13 protein-coding genes are annotated in these 13071 nt (G+C 54.4%); 3 read left to right on the plus strand and 10 right to left on the minus strand.

Translation table 11 applies throughout. The annotated features are described in order from the left end of the window. A partial coding sequence (locus RTK32_RS10810) for a benzoate/H(+) symporter BenE family transporter (RefSeq protein WP_312043799.1) occupies positions 1-539 on the minus strand: 539 nt, incomplete at its 3' end. A gap of 93 nt (positions 540-632) precedes the next feature. Between RTK32_RS10810 and RTK32_RS10815 the strand changes: the two genes are divergently transcribed. Continuing rightward, the gene (locus RTK32_RS10815) at positions 633-1229 is read left to right on the plus strand and encodes an XRE family transcriptional regulator (RefSeq protein ID WP_312043801.1); all 597 of its coding nucleotides are present in this window, start codon (positions 633-635) and stop codon (positions 1227-1229) included. Positions 1230-1297: 68 nt separating this feature from the next. After that, positions 1298-2533 (plus strand): peptidase T, encoded by a 1236-nt coding sequence (pepT, locus tag RTK32_RS10820; RefSeq protein ID WP_312043803.1) that lies wholly within the window; start codon positions 1298-1300, stop codon positions 2531-2533. 288 nt (positions 2534-2821) lie between these two features. Here pepT and RTK32_RS10825 read toward each other — a convergent pair whose 3' ends face one another. The 8 genes from RTK32_RS10825 to rluE form a co-directional block, all read right to left on the minus strand. Next, a complete protein-coding gene (locus RTK32_RS10825) occupies positions 2822-3946 on the minus strand; it encodes a cupin domain-containing protein (RefSeq protein WP_312043805.1) in 1125 nt (374 codons plus the stop codon). Positions 3947-4042: 96 nt separating this feature from the next. After that, entirely contained in the window at positions 4043-5503 is a 1461-nt protein-coding gene (phoQ, locus tag RTK32_RS10830; RefSeq protein ID WP_312043819.1) for a two-component system sensor histidine kinase PhoQ, read from the minus strand. After that, entirely contained in the window at positions 5503-6171 is a 669-nt protein-coding gene (phoP, locus tag RTK32_RS10835) for a two-component system response regulator PhoP (RefSeq protein ID WP_312043806.1), read from the minus strand. The genes phoQ and phoP overlap by 1 nt, the downstream gene beginning before the upstream one ends. Positions 6172-6314: 143 nt before the next feature. Continuing rightward, complete coding sequence (purB, locus tag RTK32_RS10840) at positions 6315-7685, minus strand: adenylosuccinate lyase (RefSeq protein WP_312043807.1); 1371 nt, start codon at positions 7683-7685, stop codon at positions 6315-6317. An 18-nt stretch (positions 7686-7703) separates the two neighbouring features. Next, positions 7704-8345, minus strand: coding sequence for a high frequency lysogenization protein HflD (gene hflD / locus RTK32_RS10845; protein WP_312043808.1), 642 nt, complete (start codon positions 8343-8345; stop codon positions 7704-7706). A 50-nt stretch (positions 8346-8395) separates the two neighbouring features. Next, a complete protein-coding gene (gene mnmA / locus RTK32_RS10850) occupies positions 8396-9493 on the minus strand; it encodes a tRNA 2-thiouridine(34) synthase MnmA (protein ID WP_312043809.1) in 1098 nt (365 codons plus the stop codon). 58 nt (positions 9494-9551) lie between these two features. Next, a complete protein-coding gene (locus RTK32_RS10855) occupies positions 9552-10028 on the minus strand; it encodes an NUDIX hydrolase (protein WP_312043811.1) in 477 nt (158 codons plus the stop codon). 2 nt (positions 10029-10030) lie between these two features. Further along, positions 10031-10684, minus strand: a complete 654-nt coding sequence (rluE, locus tag RTK32_RS10860; RefSeq protein ID WP_312043813.1) for a 23S rRNA pseudouridine(2457) synthase RluE — start codon at positions 10682-10684, stop codon at positions 10031-10033. A 131-nt stretch (positions 10685-10815) separates the two neighbouring features. Here rluE and icd point away from each other — a divergent pair, with 131 nt between their 5' ends. Continuing rightward, positions 10816-12066 (plus strand): NADP-dependent isocitrate dehydrogenase, encoded by a 1251-nt coding sequence (gene icd, locus RTK32_RS10865; protein WP_312043815.1) that lies wholly within the window; start codon positions 10816-10818, stop codon positions 12064-12066. A 796-nt stretch (positions 12067-12862) separates the two neighbouring features. Here icd and RTK32_RS10870 read toward each other — a convergent pair. Then, on the minus strand, positions 12863-13071 hold a 209-nt coding region (locus RTK32_RS10870), incomplete at its 5' end, for a hypothetical protein (RefSeq protein ID WP_312043817.1).

A 13071-nucleotide genomic window follows, 5' to 3' on the forward strand; every position in this document is an offset into this window, starting at 1 on the left:
ACCAGCAGCGTCAGCACGATGGCATAGCGCGGCTGAAAACGACGGGCAAGCAGATAAGCCAGGTACATGCTGGCCGTCAGCATAAAATCAGGCCTGAACGAGGCAAAGGCCTCCAGGCCAAAACGTAATAAAATGCCGGCCAGCATGGAGGCAGAAATCGCCTGCGGAATATGGTTCATCAGGCGGGCAAACAGGCCGGTCACTCCGCAGAGAAAAATCAGGCCCGAAGCAAAGATGAAGACGCCAATGGTCTCCGGCAGGGAAGTGCCCGGCAGGCTGGTGACCAGCAGCGCCGCGCCCGGCGTGGACCACGCCGTCAGCACGGGCGCGCGATAATAGATCGACAATCCGATGGACGTCACGCCCATCGCCAGGCCCAACATACTCAGCCAGCCACCGAGCTGCATCGTCGTTGCCCCAGCTGCCCCGGCCGCCTGGAAAATAATGGCGACGGAGCTGGTGTAGCCTACCAGCACCGCCACAAATCCTGCCACGATGGCGGGCAAGGTAAGGTGACGAAACGAAAATGCAGGACGCATAAGAAGACCCCGGTAATGACCGTTATAACGCACAAGCTAGCACTGTGCGTTATAACGTACAAGCGTTATACTGGGGAAAACAAGAGAGGTGCCATGAATCAGTCCTTACCAGAACCCGGTCGCCTACTGAAAACGCTTCGGCAGGCACGCGGCTGGAGCCTGACCGAGGCCGCCGCGCAAACCGGCGTGAGTAAAGCGATGCTGGGCCAGGTCGAGCGCGGCGAATCCAGCCCAACCGTGGCCACGCTATGGAAAATTGCCACCGGCTTTAACGTACCTTTTTCATATTTTATTGCCGATCCGTCCCCAGGCGGGGCACTGCTGCGCAGCGTCGGGCTCCGGCAACCGCAGGATGCGACAATGCAGGCCAGCCCGCTGTTTCCTTTTGACAGCCAGCTGGGGTTTGACCTGCTGGTGGTCGAGCTGGCCGCCAACGCGCTCAGCCACTCTTCCGCCCATGAAGGCGGCGTCATTGAGCACGTTATCGTCATTGAAGGCGAACTCCTGCTGGCGACCGACGCCCAATGGCATACGCTTAAAGCAGGCGAAGGGCTGCGTTTTCAGGCCGATATCCCGCACAGCTACCGCAACGACGGTAAAGAGCCGGTAAGGTTTTACAACCTGATCCACTATCCGCCCGGCTTCTGCCGGAGCGAGGATGCGCCGAAGCCGCAGGATCCGAGCAGGTAACTGACCTGACGCAATAAACGCCAGGTAAAATAACAGATAATAACTGTCCGCACTCAGAGGGAAGGCAGATGACAAATTTACTCGAACGCTTCTTGCACTATGTTTCATTCGATACGCAGTCCAAAGCACATGTTCGTCAGGTGCCCAGTACGGAAGGGCAGTGGCAGCTGGCGCGTGAATTAAAGCGGGAGCTGGAAGCCCTGGGCCTGAGCGACGTCACGCTCAGTGGACACGCCATCGTTATGGCGACGTTGCCCACCAATGTCACCTGGCCCGTGCCGGCTATTGGCTTTATCGCCCATATGGACACCTCGCCGGACTTTACCGGTAAAAATGTTAATCCGCAGATCGTTGAGAACTACCGCGGCGGCGATATCGCGTTGGGCAATGGCGAGGAGGTGCTGTCGCCGGTGATGTTCCCCGTGCTGCACCGTTTGACGGGCCATACGCTGATTACCACCGACGGGAAAACGCTGCTGGGTGCGGATGATAAGGCGGGCGTGGCGGAGATCATGACGGCTATTGCCCGGCTGAAAAGTGAGAACGTACCGCATGGTGATATCCGTATCGCCTTTACCCCGGACGAAGAAATAGGCAAAGGCACCAGCTGCTTCGACGTGGCGGCTTTTGGCACCGAGTGGGCCTATACCATCGATGGCAGCGATCTGGGCGAGTTTGAATATGAAAACTTTAATGCCGCTTCGGCTACCGTAAAAATTACGGGTAACAACGTACACCCCGGCAGTGCCAAGGGAGTGATGGTTAACGCGTTGGATTTGGCGATGCGTTTTCATGCCGCGATGCCGGAAAAAGAAGTGCCGGAGCAGACGGAAGGCTATGAAGGTTTTTACCATCTGCACGGGATCAAGGGTAGCGTGGATAAAGCGGAGCTGCACTACATTATTCGTGATTTCGATCGTGACCACTTTGAAGCCAGAAAGCAGGTTATGAAGGATCTTGCCGCCACGCTAAGTGAGGGCAAGCAGCCTGGCGTCAGCATTGAGGTGCAGACGGAAGATAGTTATTACAATATGCGTGAAAAAGTCGAGGTGCATCCGCATATTATCGAGCTGGCGCTTCAGGCTATGCGGGAAAGCGGCGTGGAACCGGTGACGAAACCGATACGTGGTGGCACGGACGGCGCGGCGCTGTCGTTTAAAGGTTTACCTTGTCCGAACATTTTTACCGGCGGCTACAACTATCACGGCAAACACGAGTTTGCCTCGCTGGATATCATGGAAAAAACGGTGACGGTGATCATGCGCATCGCCGCGCTGACAGCAGAAAAAGCAAAAGGATCCTGAGTGCGTAAAAATGGCCCTGATATCAGGGCCGCTGCGGTTGCTGGCAAATGCAGACGCTGTCATCAGGCTGCGTACGGTCGGTAAAAAAGCAGCAAAGGCCGGTCAAAACAGGGATATAACGTGGATCCGTCCGGGGAGGCTCTTTTCGTGCATCCGGGCGTAAAAACTCTCCGCTTATCCGCCCGGCCTTTACGGCTGGAAAGCAGCCGTTTCGCTACAAAGATCCGCTTCGTGCGAAACCGCTGTCTTCTCCGGCAGCCTGAACGGCCCTGGCATCAGGGCCGCTGGTTACTCTTCGCTGAAATACCAGTAGCCGCTGTTAACCAGCGCCGCCAGCTGTGCCAGGAACGACGGATCTTCCAGCGCATCGCCCAGATCGGTTGCGCTGAGCGTATGCTTGTTCGCCAGCACGCGCAATGCAGCAGGCTGTTGCGATTCAAGGTGCTCGCCATTGACGAAAACGGCGTCGCCAATCAACAGCACGCGCAGGCCTCCTAACCGTTGCAGACTGTCGCCCTGTTGCAGCGCATCGTAAATCTCATCCGGCTGGTAAGGCGGCTCCGGTGGCGCCACATCCAGCTCGTGGCGAGACTGGGAGATAAACTCACCAAACCACTGGTTGAAATGTTCCGGTTGGTTAATCACCTCCAGCATCATCTCGCGGATACCGTCCAGCTCCTGCGGCAGGATTTCGGCGGTATTTTCACGCGGCGGCACGTCAGGATCGGTAAAGCGACGGCTGCCCAGCTCGCGCGACAGCACATAGTCCGCAAAGCCGCTGATCAGCTCGCGGCCGCTCGGCGCACGGAAGCCGACAGAATAGTTGATGGCGCTTTCCAGCGAGTAGCCTTCGTGCGGGAATCCCGGCGGAATATAGAGAATGTCGCCCGGCTCCATTTCTTCATCAATAATGGCGTCGAATGGCTCAACCTGCAGCAGGTCCGGATGCGGACAATGCTGCTTCATGGCGACTTTTTCGCCTACTCGCCAGCGGCGACGGCCGGTACCCTGAATAATAAAGACATCGTACTGATCCAGATGCGGGCCAACACCGCCGCCGGGCACGGAGAAGGAGATCATCAGATCGTCGGTACGCCAGTCCGGCAGAAAGCGGAAAGGACGCATCAGCGCAGCTGAGGGCTCATGCCAGTGATCGACTGCCTGTACCAGCAGCGACCAGTTGGTTTCGCCAAGGTGATCGAAGCTTTCGAACGGCCCGTGCGCAACCTGCCACTTGTCGTTCTCATGACTGACCAGTCGGCTGTCGACCTCATTTTCCATCGCAAGGCCAGCCAGCTCATCCGGGGAAATAGGATCGACAAAGTTCTTGAAGCCGCGCTTGAGCACGACAGGACGCTTTTGCCAGTAGCGCTGGATAAAATCGGGCCAGTTGAGGTCGAGCTGATAATCCATAATGGGTCTTCCTGAAACGCTGAATTTTATCGATTATAACAGTCGTAAAGGAGAGCGGGGAAAAGCATTTGCGGCCGCCGCCGCAAATTACTGTCTTCAGGGTTTCTCGCCAACCACTTCCTGACGGCGGAAAATGACTTCCATTCTGGCCCCGCCCAACTCGCTGGTAGTGGCGATGATATCGCCGGCATACTGCTCAACAATATCGCGCGCGACGGCCAGGCCAATCCCCTGGCCAGGGCGCAGGGTGTCGACACGCTGCCCGCGAATAAAAATTAAATCACGTTTGCTTTCCGGAATGCCCGGCCCGTCATCTTCGACAATCAGATGCAGCTCGTCATCGGTCTGGCGGCCCCGAATTTCCACGAATTCAAGGCAGTATTTGCAGGCGTTATCCAGCACGTTGCCCAGTACTTCCATAAAGTCATTTTGCTCGCCGACAAAGGTAATTTCCGGCGAAATGTCCAGCGTCAACTCTACGCCCTTAAGCTGATAAACTTTGTTCAGCGCCGAGCAGAGGCTATCAAGCAGGGCCGGAACGGAATGCAGCTCGCGCTTCAACACGTTGTGATCGGCCTGCATACTGGCGCGATGCAAATAGTAGCCAATCTGCTGTGAGATGCGGCTTATCTGCTCCAGCATAATCGGTTCGGCCTGCTCAACGGAAATATTGCGGCCGCCGCGCAGCGAACGCAGCGTAGTTTGCAGCACCGCCAGTGGCGTTTTCAGGCTGTGTGTCAGATCGCTGAGCGTGGTGCGATAGCGGGTATAACGCTGCCGCTCGTTATCCAACAGAAAATTAAGATTGCGCACCAGGCTTTGCAGCTCCTGCGGCGTTTCATCGGCCAGGGTTTCGCGCGTGCCGTGCTCCAGTTCGCGCAGCTGGGCGGCCAGCAAGCCTATCGGCCGCAGGCTCCAGTGCGCGGCCAGCCATAATAAAGGGATAACCAGCAGCAGATTAACCAGCAGCACATAGCTAAACCAAGACCACACCACGTCGGAATGCTGTAATTCCTGGGGAATAGAATCGACCACGACTACGGTCAGTGCCGGAAGAGACGACGTTGCCGCATAGCGGTTCACGGCTACCGAATGGGTAAAGGAGTCGCTGTTATCATCGTCGTAGGCGGTGAGCTTGTTTTGTGCATCCTTATTATCACCCAGTGCCTGACGGCTGATGCTGTTATCCGTATCGATTTCATAAAAATCGGCACGTTTTAGCCACTCTCGCTGGATGCGCGAGCGGATCTCCGGCACATCCCGCAGCTGCCAGAGCAGTTTTCCTTCCTCATTATAAATAAACACCAGGGTAGGAAAATTGAGCGAAACCCGCTCCGGCTGGGCAATGGTTAACTGGTCATTCTGCCACTGCGCCAGGGTAAAAAAGAGATTGCTCTCGGCGCGCATGACCCGATAAGTGTTTTTATCAAAACTGACCACATAGCCGACGACGGCTACCATGCCGTAGGAAAGTGACAGGATCAGCACTACCGCTGCCGTGGCCAGCAGAAAGCGGGCGCGCAGTGAAAAAGGTTTGTCAGGACGAAGCAGCGGCATCAAAGATCGAACCGATAGCCCTGTCCACGGACAGTGGTAATGACATCCTGCGGGCAGAAGGCCTGAATTTTTTTACGCAGACGCCCCATCAGCACATCGATGGTATGACTCTCACGCAGTTCAGCATCGGGATAAAGCTGAAGCATCAGTGAATCTTTGCTGACGACTTTACCGGCATTACGGATCAGCGTTTCGATGATGGTGTATTCAAAAGCCGTCAGTTTAATCTGTTGTTCATTGACGCTCAGCTCACGACGTGAGAGGTCGACCTGAAAAGGCGCCAGCGTGATGATTTGCGAAGCCAGGCCGCTGTTGCGGCGCATCAACGCCTGCATGCGGGCCACCACTTCCTCAATATGAAAAGGCTTGGTAACGTAGTCGTCCGCGCCCGCTTCCAGCGCTTCGACCTTGGCCTGCCAGCCTTCGCGAGCCGTCAGCACCAGAATCGGCTGCTTAACGTCCAGAGTACGCCAGCGGCGGATCATCGCCATGCCATCTTCGTCCGGCAAACCTAAATCGACCAGGGTAATATCAGGAGTATGTTCGGTAAGAAAATAGTCAGCTTCTTTCGCATCTTCCGCTGCATCAACCTGATGACCCATTTCGCGCAGCTGCACGGCCAGGTGATGACGCAGCAGGGGATTATCTTCCACAATCAGTACGCGCATAACATTATCCTTTCTGGAGATTTGGTCAAAGTCGGGACCGGTTACGATCTGAGAAAAGTATAGGTTAAAGCAGATAAACAATAGATCAACACAGGCCGACTTATGCCGGCCCTATAAGAGAGAAACCGATGGCGCGCCGAAAATTAAGGCAGCTCGTCTACCATCTGCACTGCGCGACCCAGATAGTTGGCTGGCGTCATTAGCTTCAGGCGGGTTTTTTCTTCTTCAGGCAGAGCCAGACCGTCGATAAAGGCTTTCATGCCTGCCGCATCGACACGCTTGCCGCGAGTCAGCTCCTTTAGCTTCTCGTAAGGTTTTTCAATACCGTAACGGCGCATAACGGTCTGGATCGGTTCAGCCAGCACTTCCCAGTTGTGATCCAGTTCATCCAACAGACGATCGCGGTTTACCTCAAGCTTGGAAATACCCTTCAGCGTTGCCTGGTAGGCAATCAGCGCATAGCCCATACCGACGCCCAGATTACGCAGCACCGTAGAATCGGTCAGATCGCGCTGCCAGCGGGAAACCGGCAGCTTGCTCGCCAGATGCTGCATCACCGCGTTGGCCAGACCCAGGTTACCCTCAGAGTTTTCGAAGTCGATTGGGTTAACCTTGTGCGGCATGGTAGAGGAACCAATTTCGCCCGCAATGGTTTTTTGTTTGAAGTGATTCAGCGCGATATAGCCCCACACGTCGCGATCGAAGTCGATCAAAATGGTGTTGAAGCGCGCAATGCAGTCAAACATTTCGGCAATATAGTCGTGCGGCTCAATCTGCGTGGTGTACGGATTCCAGGTAATGCCCAGCGAGGTGACGAAGCTTTCGCTCATCTGGTGCCAGTCAACTTCCGGATAGGCTGCAATGTGGGCGTTATAGTTGCCCACCGCGCCGTTAATTTTACCCAGTACCTCAATGCGCTCCAGCTGACGCAGCTGGCGCTCAAAGCGATAAGCAACGTTTGCCATCTCTTTGCCCAGCGTGGAAGGCGTGGCGGGCTGTCCGTGCGTGCGGGAAAGCAGGGGAATATCGCGATACTGTACCGCCAGATCTTTTACTGCCGCAATAATCCTGTTCCAGTAAGGTACAACGACATCACGGCGCGCGGTGTTAAGCATCAGCGCGTGCGAGAGGTTATTGATATCTTCAGAAGTGCAGGCGAAGTGAATAAATTCCGACACGGCATGCAGCGCGGCAACCGGTTCTACTTTTTCTTTCAGAAAATACTCTACCGCTTTAACGTCATGATTGGTGGTGCGCTCGATAGTTTTAATGCGCGCCGCGTCTTCTTCGTTGAAATTAGCAACAATTGCGTCAAGGTAAGCGTTTGCGTCCGCGTCAAATGCAGGAACTTCCTTGATCTCTGCGCAGGCGGCCAGTTTTTGTAACCAGCGAACTTCAACCTCAACGCGGAATTTCAGCAGGCCGAATTCGCTGAAAATAGCGCGCAGCGGGCTGACTTTGTCGCCATAACGACCATCAATCGGGGAGACGGCAGTCAGAGAGGATAATTCCATCAGTGTAACTCCTGAAGATTAAAGAGGTGGGGGACAACGGGATAAGATTTGCTTCGCCTCTTTAACAAGGCGATTGCGTGAAAACATCAGCTGCAGGCGGCCGCCGCCTACCTGATGCCAGAGTACGGCGGAGCGAATACCGGCCAGCAGGGCCGCGCGGACTTTGCTCTGAATTTGCGAATTTTGCAGCACGGCGGGCGAGCCGGTCACCTGAATACGCGGGCCAAGCGGGCTGATCACATCTACGTAGATGGCCGCCATGGCGCTCAGCAGCGTATCGGATTCCAGGTCGTAGTGCGCCAGCTGGCGGTCCAGCTGCGCGATACGTTTTGAGAGGTCGTCCAGTGCGGTTTTGCTGGCGCTCAGCTTACGCTCCAGCACCATCATGCTCAGGGTATAGCGGGTCAGCTCCGCACCTGCGCCGTGACGACTGCTGCTGTTCAGCACCGCAATCAGCGTCTCCAGGCCGAAGCGCAGGTTTTCCTCTTTGCCGCCGTAAACGGCCAGCGTTGAGGCGGGATTAAGATCGACCACGCTCGACAGCGACACCTTCAGCGACTCGGGCGGGCAGTGTCCCTGATGCGCCAGCTGCTGTACCAGATGCGCGCCCTGGCAAATGCCCGCGAGGGCCAGCGTAATATCGTAATAATTTTTTGCCACGGTAACTCCTGTATGCGCCGCCGGGCGGTTTGCCGCACGGCATCACCTTTTTAAAGCGGGAGGCGCTCTTCGATAATGCCGCCGCCCAGACAAATGTCGCCCTGATAAAAGACGGCGGACTGGCCTGGCGTAACGGCAGCAACCGGCTCGTCAAAACGCACGTCCAGACGATCGGGCCCCAGCGGCGTTACCGTACAGGGAATATCGCTCTGGCGATAGCGGGTTTTCACCGTGCAGCGCACTGGCGCGGTAAGAGATTCGCGATCGACCAGGTGCAGCTGCTGGGCAATCAGCCCAACCGACATCAGGCGCGGGTGGTCGTGGCCCTGTGCAACGACCAGCAGGTTATTAGCAACGTCTTTATCCACCACGTACCATGGCTCTTCGCTGCCCTCTTTCGTTCCGCCAATCCCCAGTCCCTTGCGCTGGCCCAGCGTATGGTACATCAGCCCCTGGTGCTCGCCCACGACGTCGCCTTCCGTACTGACGATTGCGCCGGGTTGAGCGGGCAGATAGCGCCCCAGGAAATCGCGGAACTTGCGTTCACCGATAAAGCAGATGCCGGTAGAGTCTTTCTTCTTCGCCGTGACCAGCTCCAGATCTTCGGCGATGCGGCGCACTTCCGGCTTGGTTAGCTCGCCAACGGGAAAGAGGCTCTGCGCAATTTGCTCATGGCCCAGCGTATACAGGAAGTAGCTTTGGTCTTTATTGTCGTCCAGGCCACGTAAAAGCTGGCTTTTGCCGTCAACATCACGACGACGCACATAGTGCCCGGTAGCGATAAAATCCGCGCCAAGATCTTCAGCAGCGAACTCCAGGAAGGCTTTGAATTTGATCTCTTTGTTGCAGAGAATATCCGGGTTAGGCGTGCGTCCGGCTTTATATTCTTCAAGGAAATGCTCGAACACGTTGTCCCAGTATTCCGCCGCAAAGTTGACCGTATGCAGAGGGATACCCAGCTTGTCGCAGACCGCCTGCGCATCGGCCAGGTCTTCCGCGGCGGTACAGTATTCCTCACCGTCATCCTCTTCCCAGTTTTTCATAAACAGGCCTTCAACCTGATAACCCTGCTGTTGCAGTAACCAGGCAGAAACGGAGGAGTCCACACCGCCGGACATTCCGACGATCACTTTTTTATTTAACGACATGAGAAATACCCGACTTTGAGTTGCAGTTAAAGGCTGCACTTTAAAATTGCGGCATATTCTACCACGCGTCAGCGGCGGGCGCATCCTCGCTAAAGGGCCACTGAAACGCGCTCAGTACCTCAAGCGGGTAGCGGACGTCCTGCTGATAAATCCGTAAACTTTCCGCAACCAGCGGAGAACGGAGCTTTTTAGCGCCGATAATCGCGTCCGGCGGCAACCATAATGCCCGATCGATATCGCGATCCTGAGGGCTGGTCGGCAGCATTTTCGGTAAATCGAGCGCGAACAAAAAACGCAGAAACGGCGTATTGTCGGGCGCGATCCACTGGTGCAGACGCAAAAAAGCCTGGGGGACAGCCTCAAGGCCTGTTTCTTCGTTCAATTCGCGCGCGGCGGCCTGTAACAGGGTCTCGTTGGCTTCAAGGTGGCCGGCGGGCTGATTCCAGGTTGCGCGGCCGCGTACCATCTCTTCGACCACCAAAAAATGGCCTTCTGCCTGAACGACGGTTGCTACGGTAACGTGCGGTTTAAACATGCTTACTCCTTGCTGTTAAAAGCCTGAAGAGGGAAGTCGCCGGTAACGTCGCGCCATTCGCCGGGCGATAAATTTTGCAGTGCCGTATTGCCCATAGCAAAGCGGATCAGACGCAGGGTAGGAAAGCCGATATGGGCGGTCATACGTCGCACCTGACGGTTTCTTCCCTCGAACAACGTGATTTTCAGCCAGCTGGTGGGAATGGCTTTGCGTTCGCGCACCGGCGGGTTGCGCGGCCAGAGCCACTCAGGTTCCGGGACGATTTCTATCCCAGCGGGCAGAGTAGAACCATCTTTCAGATTAACGCCATCGCGCAGCGGCTGAATATCGCTCTCCACCGGGACGCCTTCCACCTGAACATAATAGATTTTCCCGGTACGTTTGCCCGGCTGGGTCAGTGTAGCCTGGAGGGCACCATCGTTAGTCAACACCATCAGCCCTTCGCTGTCGCGGTCCAGGCGGCCGGCGGCATAAACGCCGCTAATGGGAATAAAATCTTTCAGCGTGCGGCGACCTGCCTCGTCGCTGAACTGCGGCAGCACGTCAAAAGGTTTGTTAAAAACGATAACACGCCTTGGCCCCTTATCGACGGGTTTCGCGCTACGGGCCGGGCTGAAACGTTTAAGGCGGTGATTATTAACGGAAGATTTACGCATAGTCTTTGCACTTGTTCACAATGGGCGCATTATAACGCAAAGCGGTGAAGATTGGCGCGGCGTGAATATTCGAGTAGTATTGACGCGCATCTTACAAATCATTAACAAAAAAGCGCTCGAAGGAGAGGTTAATGGAAAGCAAAGTAGTTGTTCCGGCGGAAGGTCAGAAAATCACCCTGGATCAGGGCAAGCTGAACGTCCCAAACAATCCAATCATCCCTTTTATTGAAGGGGACGGTATTGGGGTCGACGTTTCTCCCGTGATGATCAAGGTGGTCGATGCCGCCGTGCAGAAAGCTTATAACGGTGAGCGTAAAATTTCCTGGATGGAAATTTATACCGGCGAGAAATCAGTAGAACTGTACGGTCAGGATGTCTGGCTGCCACAGGAGACCCTCGATTTAATCAAAGAGTACCGTGTGGCAATTAAAGGCCCACTGACCACGCCAGTTGGCGGCGGTATTCGTTCCCTGAACGTGGCTCTGCGCCAGCAGCTGGATCTCTACATCTGTCTGCGCCCGGTCCGTTACTATACCGGCACGCCAAGCCCGGTTAAGCGTCCTGAAGAGACCGATATGGTGATCTTCCGCGAGAACTCCGAAGATATCTATGCCGGTATCGAGTGGAAAGCCGGTACGCCGGAAGCGGATAAAGTGATCAAGTTCCTGCGCGATGAAATGGGCGTGAAGAAAATTCGCTTCCCTGAGCAGTGCGGTATCGGCGTCAAGCCTTGTTCAGAAGCAGGCACCAAACGTCTGGTACGTGCGGCCATTGAATACGCTATCACTAACGATCGCGACTCTGTGACCCTGGTACACAAAGGCAACATCATGAAGTTCACCGAAGGCGCTTTCAAAGACTGGGGTTACCAGCTGGCGAAAGAAGAGTTCGGCGGCGAGCTGATTGACGGTGGCCCGTGGATGAAGATCAAGAACCCGAACACCGGCAAAGAAATCGTGATTAAAGACGTGATTGCCGATGCGTTCCTGCAGCAGATCCTGCTGCGTCCGGCAGAATACGACGTCATCGCCTGTATGAACCTGAACGGTGACTACATCTCCGACGCCCTGGCGGCGCAGGTTGGCGGTATCGGTATTGCGCCTGGCGCCAACATCGGCGACGAATGCGCGCTGTTTGAAGCGACTCACGGCACAGCGCCTAAATATGCTGGTCAGGATAAAGTGAACCCGGGTTCCGTTATTCTGTCCGCAGAAATGATGCTGCGTCACATGGAGTGGTTCGAAGCCGCAGACCTGATTGTTAAAGGTATGGAAGGCGCCATCGCGGCTAAAACCGTCACCTATGACTTCGAACGTCTGATGGACGGCGCTAAGCTGCTGAAATCTTCAGAGTTTGGCGATGCTATGATTCAGCACATGTAAGCTGAGTTTTGCAATATGTAGCCAACATAGATGTAATATTTATGTTGGCTTTTCTCTTCCTCGTCCTTTCCCCAAAACTTCCCAAAACTCTTCCCCAAAAAAACTGGCTATAAAATATGCTGCTCAGACGGCTGCAACCGTCCCGTCTTTTCCACGGTCATCATGCAATTTTACCGTCTGTTGGGTAACTTATGACCGGATAATTTTTGTGTATCGAGCTCAGCGCTACGCAGAACCCTAACGGCGAATGGATAACTGACTCCCGGTATCCAGCAGATAAAAATTGCTAAGAAGTAGATTGTTTTTCTGCGTTGCCTGAAGGCCGGGGCTGATTAAATCCGAATATTTTGGCCAGCTGTTAACGGAAAAGCTTCATCTTATAGCTTTTGCTGTTTAGCGGTTTTTACAGAGATTTCCTGTAAAAATTCACAAAAAAACGGGTAGAAATGATTGGGTGAATTTTTTATTTGCGGGCGAAAGAGAAGCAGACAGTGACTAAAATAATACTGGCGGAAAAGATTGTAAAAACGGTTGCCGTTAAACCGGCCTGTGTAATGAATTGAGCATAGTCGCCAAAGAGTATCAGGCCGGGCTTTTACTGGCCTGTTAGTTTATTTATTAAACAGGCGATTGCAGGCCACGCCTGAGGCAATCAAAAATATCAATATCTTCAATGCTGCAAAATCTTGCCAGTACGTAAAAACGAGGAAAGCAAAAATAAGCGTTAAGAACAAAGGTAACTTTACGCAAAGCCATTCCCAAATGAGCTCTTTCCACCAATACCTGAACATTTTTTTCATTTTTTTAGCCTTATGCTCGTCCCTACTCTTTTCTTATTCACCTGGAAAACGGGGAGCCTGTTATCTTTCTCAACGGCCATCGTTCTTGTTAACAAACAGATTCTTTTCCCGAATTTTACCGGGAAAAAGTGCTCAATTGGCAGGGTAATAACCAGAAAAAGCATTAAAACTACCTTTCTTCCTTTCTTCCTTTCTTCCTTTCTTC

Source organism: Erwinia sp., from assembly GCF_031978025.1.
Classification (GTDB): domain Bacteria; phylum Pseudomonadota; class Gammaproteobacteria; order Enterobacterales; family Enterobacteriaceae; genus Erwinia.